The following is a 17,244-nucleotide window of genomic DNA, read 5'->3' as shown; positions in this document are numbered from 1 at the left end:
ACTTGTTATTAATAAAAATCATGTAAAATAAATGATATTCAAATACTTGTAATAAAAAGAATACTGCCTTCTAAGCAGACGGTCGAAGGTTCGAATCCTTCCGCGATCACAAATAAAAAAAGCCCCTTTAAAAGGGGCTTTTTTTATTTGATGTACTTCACCAGTAACATTTCCGCTCAGTAGAAACCTTACTCAATACAAACTTTAAGAGGGGGTAATTCGATTGTATATCATCTGAACATATCTTTTCTATATTTCAATCCAATTGCATATAAATCATATCTTTAGAGAAACCAACCTCCAATGATCAAGTTCTTCAGGAAAATCCGCCAAAACTTACTTTCAGAAGGCAAAACTGGAAAGTATTTGAAATATGCTATTGGAGAGATAATTCTTGTTGTAATCGGGATTTTGATAGCCCTTCAGATCAATAATTGGAACGAAAACCGTAAGAACAATCTACTTGAACAACAGCTGCTCAAGGCATTGCTTACCGAATTTGAAACCAATTTGACCAACTTGGATCGGGTTATAAATTTCAACGATTCCAATATAAAGAACAGTGTTAGTTTAGGTAAATATACAGGACCATCACTTTCAGATTTCAATGAAAAGGAACTCTCCGAACTAATGGTGGGCATCTTTAAAATTGAACCCAGATTTACACCCTCACAAGGCACAGTGATGGAAGTCATTAATTCAGGTAAACTTTCTGTATTGTCGGATGCAAAATTGCGTAATGCCTTATCGGATTGGCAATCTACGCTGGCAAGCGTGAAAAGACAGGAAGACTATGTTGTGGAAAGAAGAGATTTGGGGCATGAATTCTTTTTAAAGGAGGGGAATTTCAGAAGGCACCTCAATATCATCAACGACCCTTTACTAAATGCCAAACCAAGTCGTTTTAAAAATAATGACTTTAAATTCCTTGAAAATGAAGAATTTGAAAGCCAACTCTATTTGTTCATTGTGGCATCAGAAAATTTAAAGCAGTCTTTTTATTTGCCCTTAAGATTCAAAATAGTAGATATAATTAAAACGATTGAATCTCAGATTAATTAATTAAAATGAACAGTTGACTTTGTCAAGGGTTCAAATTAATGATTGTAGTTACTCATTCAAATTGTAGTTTCACTCATTTTCAATTTCAATAAATTCATGCAAGCCATATTTTAGAATAGCAATTTATTCGATTACTTATAATCATATGAAACGTTAACAAAAATATGAGCAAGCTAAAATCCTTAATATTCATTTCAAGTATTCTATTCATTTTTGGTTGTGTAGAAAAAAATGGGTTAAATCCTATTGCCCCTCTAGCTTCTGACTTCATTATTGGAAGAGATTACAAAAACTTCACTTCAAAAATGGAAAATAGCGATACCCTAAAATTAACCGTCAATCTATCAATGTGTGGCTGGATGGAGTTTGACGAAATTGTGATAACGAAGAATGAAAGTCAAATTTATATTCAAGTAAAGGAGAAAAGAATCTATAACGACACTACAATCTTCTTTCCAAAAGTACCATACGAATTGAAAAACGATACATTAGACTTGGAAAAAATGATTAATGAATTTGATGCAAATTACATTAAAACAACAAGTAGCCCATTTTTCATAATTACGCATCCTAAACAAAAGGACACGATTGTTTTGAGAACCACGGGACTTTTTAATAGAGGATTCAATATTCAACGTTATAATCGAATCATGTTTGAATTGTATCCTAAAGAAATGGACGAATACTATCTAGACTTTTTTGGTCAAACTTATAATGAATACAATCGTGGGATTTAATCCTTTAATATCAATCAATCCAAAAGTTCAAATAAAGAATGAAGAAATTAGACTTCTATACATCACATCATCAATTTTATATAGTTGACGAGAATCATTTTAGTCCTGATAATGGTGATCTTTGGACTGATAGGGCATTTTTAGAGAGAATGCCCGTAAGTGATGAAATAATAGGGATTTCAACTGCGTCATATGGTCCTATAAAAGGAAGTTTTCAATTTTTCAATTCACCACAAGCACTTGATGACACTAATAATTTTGATCACATTGTAGATGGTTGTCTGAAGGTAAATTCAGAAAAAATACAAATACTTGATTGTCCAGATTTGAATGTGATATATGAAGTAAGTGTGAACAATGGTGATTATTGTGTGAGGTTGTATTCTTCAAACCTGAATATTCAAGATGAAGATGAAGGGGGTGATTTTCATAGAATTGAGATATGGCCGATAGAGAATCCATTTAACAGAAAGGTTATCAAACAATTTAATCCTCAGCAATAGTTTAATAAAACGATTCAAACTAGAACCTTAGAATAGCTTTATTATTTACGATACTTCTGAAACATAAATATATTGGGATTCAATTCGGCTAACTTCAATTGAACTTTTTAATTAACCTATAGAATCTATTGCTTAAAATAACTGGTTTTGTACCCTAACCCAATATTCTTTTCCATAAGCAATATTTCAGGTTTATCTTTTCTTAAACCAACTTGCCAATCATTAAAAATTTCCCATTCATCAGTAACAAAAATGGGGTTCCCAAACTCTGCTATCAAGGCTTTTCTAATTCTGTCTTCTTCACCTTTGCCAGTTAATATCCATACTACGTTCAAAATATTATTTCCAAAACGAGCTTCAATTTTTCTAGGAAACCCAAAGTATTCAACACCAAAACAATTTATTTGTAACTGAGCATTTGGATCCGTTCCATCCAACACTTCACTACTTGTAAAATCACTATTAGCTTCTAAAATGGGTTTTAATTCATCGAGTGACGCGCCCATTTTAATAAAATTTGGAATTTCCTCAGAAAATTTAGGATGTATTTCCTCATCAATTTCTGAAATCAGATAGGGATTTTGCCAAGTGAACATATTGTTATGCATTGCTTCCTCAGTCAATATCCAACCAGCGTCTTCTTCTTTTTTCAAGAATAATTTTTCTGCAACATAAACATCATAATTCAGATAAGTTCTTGCTGTATCACTCAGCTTATGTGTTAAAACCTGAATTGCGTTTCCTCTTGCCTCAATATATTTTAGTTTATCATCAGCAAAAGTGAACACCACCTTATTTATTGTACCATTGGCTGTAACTACTTGAGAACACACCAAATGCTCTTCCTTTATATTGGCCAGAGGAAAATTTGGTTGATCAATTGAAATGATATTTGTACTTTTTGCAATATCGGATAACTTTTCACTTACCATTTGAAATGATTGGTTCAATTCAACACCATTAAATATTGATTCAATCTGAGCAGAAACCAAAAACGGAAAGATTAAACAAAGCAGGGTTAAAAGGTTTTTATCTAGTTTCATAATTCTTTTAGGTTGTATTTCTCTAAAGATTATGTAAGAACCCGATTGTTACATTTATTGCCCTCCATTTCCATTTTAAAAATGATAACCCTATGGAGGAGTGGTCCACTTTGCCTTCCAAATGAACAACCATGGCTAACTCTAATTTTTTTAGACTTCTACTTGACCCATTAAAGTCATGGTGGTTTTAAAGTAAACTTCAAGGATGTAACATATTATATTTTTTTAAAAACAAATAATCTGATATATTCTCGGTGATAAGAATACTTTTTTAACGCCCTAAATGTTAAGGTAAATATAAAGTATTGGAAATCAGAAAAATCAATGGGAGTTAACCTGTAAAATTGGTACAAACATCAGTAATTTAGGTATTACGGTTGGGGTTGACTACTGTTATTTTTGCTAAGCACATCAAACTAAACAATCAAAAAAGAGTTAATGAAGAACTACTTCAAGAGTGTCTTTACAATCTTACTTTTCATTTTTGTGGGCCATGTTTGGGGTCAGGATAACCCAAAAAAGATTACCGCAAAATTTATCGACAGCGAAATTAAATTGGATGGCGTTTTAGATGAACCTGAATGGGAACTGGCTGAAAATGCAGGAGATTTTATGCAGTTTTTTCCAACCGATTCTAAATTGGCCGACTACCAAACAGCGTTTAAAATACTCTACACCGAAACCACTCTTTATATTGGTATTCGCGCGGAAGCTGATAATGGAAATTATGTGGTTTCTTCCTTAAAAAGAGATTTTGGTGCTCGAACCAATGATAATATCACCTTACTTTTTGACACCTTCAGCGATGGAACCACAGCCTACTTTTTTGGGGTTACACCTTATGGGGTACGTCGTGAAGGTTTGGTATCGGATGGGGCCGATTTTAATAATACTTGGGATGTAAAATGGAAAGCCGAAGCCAAAAGATTTGATGATCATTTTGTAATTGAAATGGCCATTCCGTTTACCTCCATAAAATATGTGGAAGGTAGTACCAAATGGCGCTTTAGAGGTTTTCGCTGGAACAATCAATCCAATGAGCAATCCACATGGGTTAGGGTACCGCAACAGCAGCGATTGTCCAGTTTGGCCTACATGGGTGAATTGCATTTTGAAAAACCTTTGGGTAGGTCTCGGACTCCGTTTACACTAATTCCATATGTAAATGCACTCACGGATCATGATTTTGAAACTGATGAGTCCACCACCAAATTTAAAGTTGGGGGCGACGCTAAAGTTGCCATTGGAAATGGAATGAACTTGGATATTACTCTGAATCCCGACTTTTCCAATGTGGAAGTAGATGATATTTTCACCAACCTTACCCGATTTGAGCTTCGTTTGCCTGAAAAGCGTCAGTTTTTTATAGACAACAGCGATTTGTTTGAAAACTTTGGAAACACCTTTAATGAAGCAAAACCCTTTTTCTCAAGAAGAATTGGCTTAGCACGGGATACAGCAGGTAATCTTGTTCAAAACGATATTATCGGAGGTGTTCGGTTGAGCGGTAAATTGAACAAAGACTGGCGACTTGGGGTATTGAACATTCAAACAGCGGAAGACCAAGAAAATGGAATTGCATCCAATAACAATATGATGCTTGCTTTGCAACGCAAAATTGGAAGTCGATCTAATATTGGAGTGTTTTGGGTAAACCGTCAAGCGATGGGAGAAAAGGAATTTATAGATCCATCTGACGAATACAATCGGGTGATCGGTGCGGATTATAATTTAGCTTCATCCGATAACATTTGGAGAGGACGATTTTATCTGCATAAATCTTTTCAACCTAACGATAACGAAGGTAATTTTTCATCTCAAGCTACTTTGACCTATAATCCCCGTCGATGGGAAATTACCCAAGATTTAGTCTATGTTAATGAGGATTTTAGGGCGGACCTTGGTTTTGTTCCAAGAAGTGATATTGTTAAATGGGGAAGTGGTATTCAACATAATTTTTATCCAAATACAGGAATTTTCAATACGCATTCGGTACGAGTACTAACCATAAATTATTGGCGCCCTTCGTTGGATTATAAAAAAACAGACCATAGGTATCGTTTTTCATGGGAAACAGCTTTTAGAAATCAAGCCACAGCAGAGGTAAGGTACACCAATAATTATATTTATCTCCTTGATCCTTTCGACCCAACAAGGACAACCGATGGTAACCCTTTGCCAGGAGAGCAAGGTTATTATTTTGATCAAGTCGAATACAATTATCGTTCAAACAACGCCAACTTGTTTACTTATCAAGTTGAAGGAAGAGTAGGGGGATTTTTTAATGGCGATATATTTTCCTTAGGCGGACAAGTGGCTTATCGGGTTCAACCATGGGCACAGTTTACCCTTGGGGTCAATTACGATAAAATTACATTGCCAGAACCTTACGAAAGTGCTGACTTTTGGTTGGTCACACCCAGGGTTGATGTAACCTTCAGTAAAAAACTGTTTTGGTCCACCTTGGTACAATATTCCAATCAAAGAGACAATTTGGGAATCAATTCTAGGTTGCAATGGCGTTTTGCGCAATTGTCCGACCTGTATTTGGTGTATAACGACAACTATTTTACAGAAACCTTTGCACCGCGTTTTAGGTCCATTAACCTTAAGCTTACCTATTGGTTAAATTTGTAATGAAAGAGAAAGTAAAATAATTTAAATAAAGCATTAGATAGGTACAACATGTTGAAAATCAAAAATAAGTGGTATCTTTTTAACACTCTAAATTTATCAGTTTGAATAATGTAAGTAACATTTGAAACAAGATTGATAAGTTTATAACAACAACTAACATTATGGCAAATTTCAATTTAAACATCAACGGAGAGGTTAAACAAGTGGATGTAGATCCGTCAACTCCTATCCTCTGGGTTTTACGAGACCACCTACAATTGGTAGGTACAAAATACGGATGCGGAATTGCGCAATGTGGTGCATGTACAGTTCATTTGGATGGAACCGCTACAAGATCATGCATGCTCACGGTTTCTATGGTAGGTAATTCGGAAATAACCACTATCGAAGGATTGTCCGAAGAAGGCGACCATCCAGTACAAAAAGCGTGGTTGGAAGTAGATGTGCCACAATGTGGATATTGCCAAGCAGGCCAGATAATGACCGCAGCAGCTTTGTTGGATAAAAATCCCAATCCAACAGACGAAGAAATTGAGATGGCCATGAACGGTAACATATGTCGCTGCGGAACCTATACACGCATTAAAAAAGCTGTAAAACTTGCCGCTAATTCTTAATTGGAATCGGTCTTAAACTTAAAAAACTACCAAGAACATGTCACAACATCACAATACAATAGGACGTAGAGCATTTATCCGAAATTCTGGTTTGGCCAGTGGTGGCCTTATTTTAGGGTTTAGTTGGTTAAATTCTTGCAAACCAAAACAAGTTACAGAAGCAGCTGTTTTGGAAATGCCCAAAGAGTGGTTCGAAATCAACTCCTATTTAAAAATTGGCGAGAATGGTTTGGCTACCATTTATTGTCCGAATCCTGAATTTGGACAAGGAGTTATGACCTCTATGCCGATGATGGTTGCTGAAGAACTGGATATTGCTTGGGACAATGTTTTGGTAGAGATTGCGCCCTATGATGCCGAAGTTTATGGTAGACAATTTACAGGAGGAAGTCAAGGGATAAGAACCCGATGGGAAGGATTGAGGACCGTAGGGGCATCGGCCAAACAAATGTTGAAAGAAGCTGCGGCCAAGCAATGGGGTGTACCTGTTTCAGAAATTACAACCGCAGATGGGGTTTTGACCCATGAAGCTACAGGAAATACTTTGGGATATGGGGAAGTGGCATCAGCAGCAATGGAAATTGCTGTTCCCGAGGAAGTCACCTTAAAATCTCCGAAAGAATTTAAAATCATCAGCAATTCCAAAAAGAATGTAGAAGGAAAGAAAATAGTAACGGGTAAGCCCATGTTCGGTATTGATTACCAATACGAAGGTGCTTTGGTGGCCATGGCAACCCATCCACCAGCCTTTGGTCTCAAATTAAAATCATTCGATGCTACAAAGGCCAAATCCATGCCTGGTATTGTTGATGTATTTGAGATCAACACCTATGCCGACGATTACAAACGTAATTTTTTCGATACCAATGCTTTTACTGAGTTGGTAGTTGTGGTTGGAAAGTCAACATGGGAGGTGATGAATGCCAAAAAATCGTTGGACGTACAATGGGAACCAATTTCCGATTATGAGTACACCGCCGATCGTTTTGGAATGGAGGCCAAAATTAAAGTACCCAGTGGATTGGAAAGTTCAGATGCCCATTATGCAAAAATGGAAGAATTGGCTTCACAACCAGGTCAGGTAGTCAGAAAGGATGGAGATCCAGAAGAAGTCTTTAAAACTGCTGCCAAAATAATCGAGCGTAGCTACACCTGTCCATTTTTGGCGCACAACTGTATGGAGCCTATGAATTTCTTTGCCCACGTAACCGAAGAAGGGGCAAAATTGGCTGGTCCATTACAGGCCCCCATGTTAATTGAAGGGGCAATTGCAGCAAGTTTGGGATTGACCCCAGATAAAGTGGATATTGAAATGACCCGAATGGGAGGTGGTTTTGGTAGGAGGGCCTATGCCCACTATGCCGTGGAAGCAGGTCTTATTTCCAAAAAAGTGAATGCACCCGTAAAATTGGTGTACACTCGGGAAGATGACATGACTTTCGGAATTTATCGACCCTCATACCAAGCAACCTATCGCGCCGCGTTGGACGAAAACAATAATTTAGTGGCCTTTCACGTAAAAGCAGGTGGAATTCCTGAAACTCCAGTTTTTGCCGATCGTTTTCCAGCTGGGGCCGTAGAGAATTACATGGCCGAACAATGGGAGCACAACTCCAACATTACCATTGGGGCATTCCGTGCTCCGAGGTCTAATTTTATGGCAGGAGTGGAGCAAGCCTTTTTGGATGAAGTTGCAGAATTGGCAGGCAAAGACCCTATTGAATTCCGACTGGAATTATTGGATAGAGCCATGAAAAATCCTGTAGGCGAAAAGAACGATTATGAAGCAGATAGATTGGCAGGGGTATTGGAACTAGTGCGTGATAAATCTGATTGGGGAGCGGAGAAACCCGGAGTATTTAGAGGGGTTGCAGCTTATTTCTGTCATAACACCTATGCCGCCCACGTTTTGGATGTGGTAAAAGGAACCGACGGAACACCACGAGTTGAAAACGCAGTCTGTGCCATGGATTGTGGTATTGTGGTGAATCCAGATGCTGCGGCCAATATGTGCGAAGGTGGAATAGTGGATGGAGTAGGTAATGCCATGTTTGGTGGCTTAACCTTCAGGGATGGAGCAACACAACAAACCAATTTTGATAAATACCGTATAATTCGTCATAGTGAAGCACCCAAAAATATTGAAGTGTATTTTGTTCAGAACGAAATAGACCCAACTGGATTGGGAGAGCCTCCATTTCCACCTGTAATGGGAGCCTTGGCCAATGCATTGTACAAAGCGGAGGGAAGACGGATGTACAACCAACCCTTTATTTCAGATAAACCAGATTTGGTGGGGTAACCCCTTAATTCATCATTCGGTATTCATTAGGTGAATAACCTACTTTGTTTTTGAACAAGCGGGAAAAATGCTGCGGATGTTTAAATCCAAGTTCGTAAGCAATTTCACTAACCGTTTTGGATGGATCAAAAATTCGTTCCTTGGCCACTTCAATCAATTTGGTTTGGATAATTTCCAATGCGCTTTTACCTGTTTCTTTTTTCACAAGATCACCAAAATAGTTGGCCGATAAAAACTGCTCTTGGGCAAAATAACCAACAGACGGACAGCCAAATTCACTCGCTTTACCAGAGTTAAGGTATTGGTGCAACGATTTTTTAAATTGATGTACAACTCCTTCGTTCACCACATCACGAGTAATGAATTGACGGTCATAAAATCGGGAACAATACCTAAGAAATAGTTCAATATTCGATACAATAAGTTCTTTACTGTGCTTATCAATATCCCGCTCCAGTTCAAACCTTATCTTCTCAATACAATCAATTATGATCTGACGTTCTTTTTCTGATAAGTGCAATGCTTCACTCAATTCATAGGAAAAGAAAGAATATTTGGTAATCAGTTGACCAAGATTTGTGTTCGGCAATAAATCTGGATGAAACAAAAGTGCATATCCCGTTGGCACATAATCATCTCCGTTTTCAATTTGTACCACTTGTTCAGGTCCAATAAACACTAACGTGCCTTCCTGATAATCGTAATTTTTTCGACCGTACTTTAAAATACAGTCTGCATTTTGCTTTAAAAATATCCCGTAAAAGTTAAATCGAAGCGCTTCAATTCCTTTTTGAGAGTTTCTTTTAAGTTGATGAAGGTCCATGACACTCACCAAGGGGTGTTGGGATTTTTGATTGAATCGATTGCAATAATCGTTCACCGTTTCCAAGTTGATGACTTTGCTCATAGCTTCCCAAGGTACTCAAATCTAGAAATGGAAACAATAAGGAGGTGTAAAATGGCTTAAATCACCTGTAAAAAAGGTACGGGTTTAAGTAAAATGGGTAAGTAAGTAATAGTGTTAACAATTATCTTTGAGAGAATTAACCAACCAAACTACATGAAAAACTATCAACCTCATGGAAAACGGAAGTTACTGTTGGCCTTAAAAATTCTATTTCGCTTTTCAAGCAAAGGTGAACTCTGTTTTTTTATGCTTTTGACCTCGCTCTTGGTTACTTTTTCAAGCTTTGCACAAGAGGAGAAGAAACCTTTTCTGGACGATTTTTCAGGTACAGCTACGGTAACCAATAATGGTATTTCACTGATTCCATCCTTTTCTTTGGGCGATCCTGCTCTGATTTTCGATCTAAAATTTAAAAAGGGAAGGTTGAGCTTTGAGCCCGATATGCGTTTTGCTTTGGTAGGGAAACCTTGGACCTTTATTTTTTGGTGGCGCTATAAATTGTTGGAAAAGGAAAAATTTTCTTTAAAAGTTGGGGCACATCCCGCGATTAATTTTAGAACCATAACCATTGTGAGAAACGGGCAATCCGAAGAAATTTTGGAGTCAAGAAGGTATTTGGCCGCTGAAGTTGTCCCCACCTATAAAATTTCAAAAAATATTGATGTAGGGCTCTATTATCTGCATGGTCGGGGATTTGATGATGGTGTAAAACAGACCAATTTCTTTGTCCTGACTTCTTCATTCAATAATTTGTATTTTACTGATAAATACTACTTTAACATTACTCCTCAGGCCTATTTTTTGGCTACGGATGATCTACAAGGGTACTACGCTGCTGCATTTTTGTCTTTAAAACGTAAAGATTTTCCATTGTACTTTGCTTCAACTTTGAACAAAGCTTTGGACACTGAAATTTCGCCAGAGGATGATTTTACATGGAATATTTCCCTAGTGTACAGTTTTCCATAAAGCTTTAATTTTAGGGCACAGAATTACTATTGCTATGAACATATTTGAACGATTGACAAGTGGGGAGGAGATTCCAATGAACGATCCCGAATACAGTCAAATTGGAAAGGAAGTCAACAAGACCATTGCTCTTTCTACTAAATTGAATTCTTCTGAAAATGTGGACGAAATCAGGGAAGTATTGAGTCAAATTATTGGAAAGCCTGTTGATGCAAGTACCACGCTGTTTACTCCATTTTATACCAATTACGGTAAAAACATCTCCTTAGGAAAGAACGTATTTATCAACCATGCTTGTAGTTTTTTGGATTTAGGAGGTATTACTATTGAGGATGATGTGATGATAGGCCCAAGGGTAAGCATTACCTCAGAAAATCATCCAACAGAAATTGCGACCAGAAAAAGCATGAGGCCCAGTTCCGTTGTTATTAAAAGGAATGCATGGATTGGCGCCAGTGCAACCATTTTACCTGGAGTAACTGTGGGTGAGAACTCAGTTGTGGCCGCAGGAGCATTGGTGAATAAAGATGTGCCAGCCAATACAGTGGCGGGAGGAGTACCAGCAAAAATTTTAAAGCATTTGGATGCATAGCATTAAAATGAATAACAATTGATTGGTTTGAATTTCTTAATTTTGTCCCATGCAAACAAAAACAGAAAGATCGGTATCTCCCTTCAATAGTGAATTAAAACTGAAAGGCTTTAATGTTTTTAAGGTAGAGGAGGATAGTAGTGCAACCAAAATATACAGTCGAAAGGATTTTTATAAGATATGCTTGACCACTGGGAAGAGCATCATTAATTATTCCGATAGAAGTTTTGAGCACGATGGGACCATTCTGTTTTTTGGCAATCCGCATATTCCGTATTCTTGGGAAACCCTTTCCACCACCTATGTGGGATATACCTGTTTGTTTTCCGAGGATTTTTTGAACATGTCCGAGCGTACCGATAGTATTTTAAAATCCCCTTTATTCAGTTTAGGGGGTACACCAGTATTAAAGATAAGTGAGGACCAGCGCTTGTTCTTGAATGCCATTTTTGATAAAATGATGCAGGAACAGCAAACGGACTATTCCTTTAAGGATGACTTGATTAGGAACTACATTCATTTGATTCTGCACGAAGCCTTGAAGATGCAGCCCTCAGAAAATATTACCCAACACCAGAGTGCGGCTTCCCGATTGACCAACGTATTTTTGGAGTTGCTGGAAAGACAATTTCCTATTGAAACTGCCGACAATCCTTTACAGTTAAGAAGCCCACAAGACTATGCCGATAATCTTTCGGTACACGTAAATTACCTGAACAAATCCATAAAGGAGGTAACTGGGAAATCGACTTCTACCCATATTTCTGAACGTATCGTGACAGAGGCCAAAGCACTTTTACAGCACACCAATTGGAACGTTAGCGAAATTGCATATGCTTTGGGATTCGATTATCCTACCTATTTTAACAACTACTTTAAAAGGTTAACTGGCACCACTCCAAAGGCAATTCGATCCTAATATTTGATTTTCTTACTTTTTGATGTGATTATCGTTATCTAGAGGCTTTACTCTGGCCATACCTTTGTATCGTAATTTTTTTACAACAAAGAAATGGGCAACGAGATCACAGATAATACAAACGACATCTTTCAGCGATTAAGGAATGGTGAGACACTTTCCTTTGATGAGCCAGACTTTTATAAGTTGGCCGAAGTGGCTGAGCGTGCCATGGATATTTTGGTGGACTTGAACTCATCAAGAACCATTAAGGATATTAGAAGGCACTTGAGCAACTTGGTCGGGTATCAAGTGGATGAGAGTACTACCCTTTATACACCATTAAGCTCCAACTATGGTAAAAACATCAAGCTGGGCAAAAACATTTTCATCAATCAAAACTGTCAAATTCTCGATTTGGGAGGAGTGACCATTGATGATCATGTGATGATCGGCCCAAGGGTAAATCTATTGTCCGAATCCCATCCCGTTGATCCTGAATCTAGAAAAATCCTGATTGCTAAACCCATTCACATTAAAGAAAATGCCTGGATTGGTGCAGGTGCCACCATTCTTCCAGGAGTTACGATAGGAGCACATGCAGTGGTTGCAGCAGGCGCCGTGGTATCCAAAGATGTTCCAGCACGCACCGTTGTGGCGGGAATACCTGCCAAAGAAGTAAAATCAATTTAAAAAATGAGAAAAGTGAAAAACAGAATAAGTATTTCAATGGCTGCAATGCTGGTATTTGGTATAGCATTCAGTCAAACAAATTCAAATCAAAAAGTTAGTAAAATGAGTAGAACAGCAGAACAATATACCTTCGATTTAAGTGATCAGGTATCTAGACAAAGTGTAACATTTACCAACCGCTACGGGATTACCCTAGCAGGAGATTTATATGCTCCAAAAAATGCAGAAACTGCAAAATTACCAGCCTTGGCCATTAGTGGACCATTTGGTGCGGTAAAAGAACAAGCATCAGGATTGTATGCCAATCAAATGGCACAAAGAGGATTTGTGGTTTTGGCATTCGACCCTTCATACACGGGTGAAAGCGGTGGCGAACCAAGACACGTAGCTTCTCCAGACATCAATACCGAAGATTTTAGTGCAGCCATCGACTTTTTGGGCCTTCAGGAAAATGTGGACCGTGAAAAAGTGGGAATCATCGGAATCTGTGGTTTCGGAGGTTTCGCCTTGAACGCAACTGCAGTGGACAAAAGAGTAAAAGCCGTTGCCACAACAAGTATGTACGATATGTCCAGAGTTAATGCCAAAGGTTATTTTGATTCGACCACACCAGAACAACGTACCCAAATGTTGGAACAAATGAGTCAACAACGATGGGTAGATGCTGAAAATGGAACAGCTGCATTATCTGGAGTTGGGTTGCCATCTGAAATCACAGGCGATGAGCCAGAATTTGTACAAGGGTATTTTGACTACTATAAAACCGATAGAGGTTTTCACCCAAGATCAATCAACTCCAACAGTTCTTGGACGGTTACCACACCAATTTCATTAATGAATATGCCAATTATGTCGTATATTAATGAGATTTCTCCAAGACCTGTATTGATCATTGCAGGAGAGAATGCCCATTCCAAATACTTTAGTGAAGATGCCTACGAAGCAGCGAACGAACCTAAGGAATTAATAATCATTCCAGGCAAAGTACACACCGATCTTTATGATCGTTTGGATGTAATTCCTTTTGATAAGTTGGAAACTTTCTTTTCAGAAAACCTTTCAGCAAATCTGTAAGGAAAATAGATAGCTAGTGCCATGGTCAAATTTAGACTGTGGCACTTTTTAGTTGTTTAAAACCTCAAAAATTCAATCTAAAGTGCATGAAAGCAATTTTTATAACCGCGGTATTGATCGTATTTGGACTGCTATTTTGGTTTTCAAACAACAAAAAGCAAGCACAACAAGAACAAAAAACCATTACTGATATGAAACTTAAAATCTCATTTGGTGATACGGAACTGACCGCCACCTTGTACGACAATCCAACTTCAAGGGATTTGATCTCCATGCTTCCGATCACAACCGAATTGGAGGATTATGCCAGCAATGAAAAAATATTCTATCCCGAAAGAAAGTTGACCAAGGATGGTGCACCAGGAGGGTACGACCCAAGTAAAGGGGATATTACCTATTACGCTCCCTGGGGTGATGTGGCTATTTTTTATAAGGATTTTAGCTACTCATCGGGACTGATCAGTTTAGGTAGAATTGAAAACAATGGCATTGAACAATTACGATTGGTAGGAAGTCAACCTGTGACCTTTGAGCTGATTGAAGATTAATTTTTTTAACCGATTAAATAATATAAAATGAAAGTTATAATAATAGGGGCTAACGGAAAAGTAGGAAGATTGATCGCTCAAAAAATGAGCACATCCCATGATTTTGAGCCAACAGCACTTATTAGAAAAGAAGAACAAAAGGAATATTTCGATTCCATAGGAGTGCCCTCTATTGTGGAAAGCATAGAAAGTCAACAGGAAACAATTGCGAAAGCTATTAAAGGTTTTGATGCGGTGATTTTTTCTGCAGGCTCAGGCGGGGCTACTGGTGCAGACAAAACCATAGAAGTTGATTTGTTTGGAGCCGTAAAATCCATTGAGGCAGCAAAAGCTAATGGAATTTCTCGTTTTGTAATGGTAGGTGCAGCCCTATCCGATAACCCAGAAAGTTGGCAGCCCGCAAGCATGAAACCCTACTACATCGCCAAACATTTGGCGGATAAGGAATTGAAACGAAGTGGACTGGATTATACTATTTTAAGGCCTGTATTGCTTACCGATGATGAGAAGGCTGGTAAAATTAGGATTGAATCCGATCCAAACTTGCTGAACAATGAAATTCCAAGGGCTGCGGTGGCTGAAACCATTTTAGAGGTACTTCCAAATGAAAAAACATTCGGCAAGGTCATGGAAATGAGTGCTGGTAATCTTGAAATTAAAGAAGCCATTGCACAATTTGTTGGTTAACCTATTTAAGACCAACCTAAAATGGTGCTCATATGCGTCAAATTGTAACGCTATCAAATCAAGGTTTGATTCTCTTAATTTTAGATTTGATTTTCATTATCCCCCGCTCTTACCATAGTCGTAACTTGCTGATGTGTTGATTGTTAATGTGATGTTAAAGCAATTTTAAGTTAATTTAAATTGTTGGTAGACATCAGTTTTCATAAGCCTAAATGGCTTGCACAAACTAAAATCACTAATCTCAAAAGACTTACAAATGAAAAAAACAACATTGGTATTACTTTCATCACTTGTTTTCCTTTTTCTAAGCTGTAAAGAAGCTAAGAAAGAAGTTGAAAAAACAACCGCTATGGTTGAAGAGACCACTACCCAGGAAGTGGATGCCATCTTTCCAAAAGGACAAAAAGGTCCAGCACAGTTTTTTACGGGCGATGCCTACAATTACGGATTGGTACCCATGGATTCCACCTACACCATGCTAGTGGGCAACGTGTATTTTGAGCCAGGGGCAAGAAGTAATTGGCATACACATGGAGCAGGTCAGATTTTGATCATTACCGACGGGGAAGGATTTCACCAGATTGAAGGACAACCAAAAGAATTCCTTAAAAAAGGAAGTGTGGTAAAATGTCCACCAAATGCAAAGCATTGGCATGGGGCAAGCCCAGGTAAAGCCATGCAGCAATTGTACATAGTGCCCAACACCGAAAAAGGTGTTGTAAACTGGATGGAGGCCGTTACCGATGAACAATACAATGGAAACTAACCATGAAAGCTAACAACAAAAACAACAAATCCAGACGCGAGTTCCTGCAAAAATCAGCTATGGTTGGGGCAGGCGTTACATTGGTGAATCCAATGCAGCTATTTTCACAAGACACAAACAATAATACAATAAACATGGACCAGAATATTAAAACCAAAGGATACGCAGCAACAGATGATTCGGGAAAATTGAGCCCATTCGAATTTGAGCGTAGACCCGTGGGCGACGACGACATATTAATCGATGTAAAATTTGCCAGTATTTGTCACTCCGACATTCACCAAGAAAAGGGCCACTGGGGACCACAACAATATCCGCAGGTTCCTGGGCACGAAATTGTAGGGGTTGTAGCCGCTGTGGGTAAAAACGTGACCAAATTTAAAGTGGGTGACCGCGCGGGGGTTGGTTGTATGGTGGATAGCTGCATGGAATGCGATAACTGTACCCACGGCGAAGAACATTATTGCGAAAGGGGAGAGACCTTGTTCACCTACGGTTATCCTACCGAAGCAGAACCTACGGGAATTTCTCAAGGAGGGTATTCCAATAAAATTGTGGTACGTGATCACTTTGCAGTACATATCCCAGAACATATCAGTTTTGAAGAAGCCGCACCATTGCTTTGTGCAGGAATCACCACCTATTCCCCATTGATGAAAGCCAATTTTAAAATTGGGGATAAAGTAGGAGTTGCTGGTATCGGTGGATTGGGTCACATGGCCATTAAATTGGCAGTGGCCAAAGGTGCTGAGGTGTACGGCTTCACTACATCCGCAGATAAGGCAAAGGATATTTTGTCTTGGGGAGCCAAAGAAGCTATTGTTGTGGATTCCTTGGATAAACTTCAAGCCTACAGAGGGCAGATGGATTATATGATTTCCACCATACCGTATGCTTACGAAATGTCATCTTACATGGATTGTGTAAAGCCGAACGGATTCTTTACCCAAGTTGGGGTGCCCGTTGGAGGTGAATACACCGTGAACAATTTTAATATGATGTTCAACAGGGTCAACTACAACAGTTCGTTGATTGGAGGTATTCCCGAAACCCAAGAAGTGGTGCATTTCTGCGCTGATAACGGAGTTGTTCCTCAAATTGAAGTCATCAATGCCAGTCAAATCAATGAAGCTTGGGAAAAAGTGGTGAACAAAGAAGCTCGTTATCGTTATGTGATTGACGCAGCTACATTTTAATCAAATTATTAAC

At 38.4% G+C, this 17,244-nt stretch carries 17 protein-coding genes and 1 tRNA gene; 16 read left to right on the top strand and 2 right to left on the bottom strand.

Going from position 1 to position 17,244, the window contains the following annotated elements; genetic code table 11:
- Positions 1-33: 33 nt before the first annotated feature.
- From BLQ18_RS17040 to BLQ18_RS15705, 4 genes are all read left to right on the top strand, one after another.
- Positions 34-109 (top strand) — tRNA-Arg (locus BLQ18_RS17040).
- A 194-nt stretch (positions 110-303) separates the two neighbouring features.
- Complete coding sequence (locus BLQ18_RS15715) at positions 304-1,062, top strand: DUF6090 family protein (protein ID WP_090298919.1); 759 nt, start codon at positions 304-306, stop codon at positions 1,060-1,062.
- Positions 1,063-1,226: 164 nt separating this feature from the next.
- Complete coding sequence (locus BLQ18_RS15710; RefSeq protein ID WP_090298916.1) at positions 1,227-1,799, top strand: hypothetical protein; 573 nt, start codon at positions 1,227-1,229, stop codon at positions 1,797-1,799.
- A gap of 38 nt (positions 1,800-1,837) precedes the next feature.
- Entirely contained in the window at positions 1,838-2,302 is a 465-nt protein-coding gene (locus tag BLQ18_RS15705; protein WP_090298913.1) for a hypothetical protein, read from the top strand.
- A 125-nt stretch (positions 2,303-2,427) separates the two neighbouring features.
- Here the strand turns inward: BLQ18_RS15705 and BLQ18_RS15700 are convergent, their stop codons facing one another.
- Positions 2,428-3,345 carry a hypothetical protein gene (locus BLQ18_RS15700; protein ID WP_090298910.1) on the bottom strand — a complete coding sequence of 306 codons (918 nt, stop codon included), beginning with the start codon at positions 3,343-3,345 and terminating at the stop codon, positions 2,428-2,430.
- Between the two features lie 438 nt (positions 3,346-3,783).
- Here BLQ18_RS15700 and BLQ18_RS15695 point away from each other — a divergent pair, with 438 nt between their 5' ends.
- From BLQ18_RS15695 to BLQ18_RS15685, 3 genes are all read left to right on the top strand, one after another.
- Positions 3,784-5,982, top strand: coding sequence for a DUF5916 domain-containing protein (locus tag BLQ18_RS15695; protein WP_245668165.1), 2,199 nt, complete (start codon positions 3,784-3,786; stop codon positions 5,980-5,982).
- Between the two features lie 161 nt (positions 5,983-6,143).
- Positions 6,144-6,599, top strand: a complete 456-nt coding sequence (locus BLQ18_RS15690; protein ID WP_090298908.1) for a (2Fe-2S)-binding protein — start codon at positions 6,144-6,146, stop codon at positions 6,597-6,599.
- A 37-nt stretch (positions 6,600-6,636) separates the two neighbouring features.
- Positions 6,637-8,901, top strand: coding sequence for a xanthine dehydrogenase family protein molybdopterin-binding subunit (locus BLQ18_RS15685; RefSeq protein WP_090298906.1), 2,265 nt, complete (start codon positions 6,637-6,639; stop codon positions 8,899-8,901).
- Between the two features lie 4 nt (positions 8,902-8,905).
- Here the strand turns inward: BLQ18_RS15685 and BLQ18_RS15680 are convergent, their stop codons facing one another.
- Complete coding sequence (locus BLQ18_RS15680) at positions 8,906-9,808, bottom strand: helix-turn-helix domain-containing protein (RefSeq protein ID WP_090298902.1); 903 nt, start codon at positions 9,806-9,808, stop codon at positions 8,906-8,908.
- 153 nt (positions 9,809-9,961) lie between these two features.
- On the opposite strand from BLQ18_RS15680, the gene BLQ18_RS15675 reads away from it, so the two are divergent.
- The 9 genes from BLQ18_RS15675 to BLQ18_RS15635 all read left to right on the top strand — a co-directional run bounded on the left by BLQ18_RS15675 (position 9,962) and on the right by BLQ18_RS15635 (position 17,231).
- Positions 9,962-10,777, top strand: coding sequence for a hypothetical protein (locus tag BLQ18_RS15675; protein WP_245668164.1), 816 nt, complete (start codon positions 9,962-9,964; stop codon positions 10,775-10,777).
- A gap of 34 nt (positions 10,778-10,811) precedes the next feature.
- Entirely contained in the window at positions 10,812-11,369 is a 558-nt protein-coding gene (locus tag BLQ18_RS15670; RefSeq protein WP_245668163.1) for a sugar O-acetyltransferase, read from the top strand.
- Positions 11,370-11,418: 49 nt separating this feature from the next.
- Positions 11,419-12,288 carry a helix-turn-helix domain-containing protein gene (locus tag BLQ18_RS15665; protein ID WP_090298899.1) on the top strand — a complete coding sequence of 290 codons (870 nt, stop codon included), beginning with the start codon at positions 11,419-11,421 and terminating at the stop codon, positions 12,286-12,288.
- A 93-nt stretch (positions 12,289-12,381) separates the two neighbouring features.
- Positions 12,382-12,960, top strand: a complete 579-nt coding sequence (locus tag BLQ18_RS15660) for a DapH/DapD/GlmU-related protein (protein WP_090298895.1) — start codon at positions 12,382-12,384, stop codon at positions 12,958-12,960.
- Between the two features lie 102 nt (positions 12,961-13,062).
- Positions 13,063-14,034 (top strand): alpha/beta hydrolase, encoded by a 972-nt coding sequence (locus BLQ18_RS15655; RefSeq protein ID WP_217630576.1) that lies wholly within the window; start codon positions 13,063-13,065, stop codon positions 14,032-14,034.
- Positions 14,035-14,120: 86 nt separating this feature from the next.
- Positions 14,121-14,582, top strand: a complete 462-nt coding sequence (locus BLQ18_RS15650; RefSeq protein ID WP_217630577.1) for a cyclophilin-like fold protein — start codon at positions 14,121-14,123, stop codon at positions 14,580-14,582.
- Between the two features lie 27 nt (positions 14,583-14,609).
- Positions 14,610-15,269 (top strand): SDR family oxidoreductase, encoded by a 660-nt coding sequence (locus BLQ18_RS15645; protein WP_090298891.1) that lies wholly within the window; start codon positions 14,610-14,612, stop codon positions 15,267-15,269.
- Between the two features lie 256 nt (positions 15,270-15,525).
- The gene (locus BLQ18_RS15640; protein ID WP_090298888.1) at positions 15,526-16,035 is read left to right on the top strand and encodes a cupin domain-containing protein; all 510 of its coding nucleotides are present in this window, start codon (positions 15,526-15,528) and stop codon (positions 16,033-16,035) included.
- Between the two features lie 2 nt (positions 16,036-16,037).
- Positions 16,038-17,231 (top strand): NAD(P)-dependent alcohol dehydrogenase, encoded by a 1,194-nt coding sequence (locus BLQ18_RS15635; protein WP_090298885.1) that lies wholly within the window; start codon positions 16,038-16,040, stop codon positions 17,229-17,231.
- Positions 17,232-17,244 lie beyond the last annotated feature (13 nt).

The organism is Flagellimonas zhangzhouensis, from assembly GCF_900102925.1.
Lineage (GTDB): Bacteria > Bacteroidota > Bacteroidia > Flavobacteriales > Flavobacteriaceae > Flagellimonas > Flagellimonas zhangzhouensis.
Note: the sequence above shows the minus strand (reverse complement) of the source record. Positions and strands in the feature narration are given on the sequence as shown.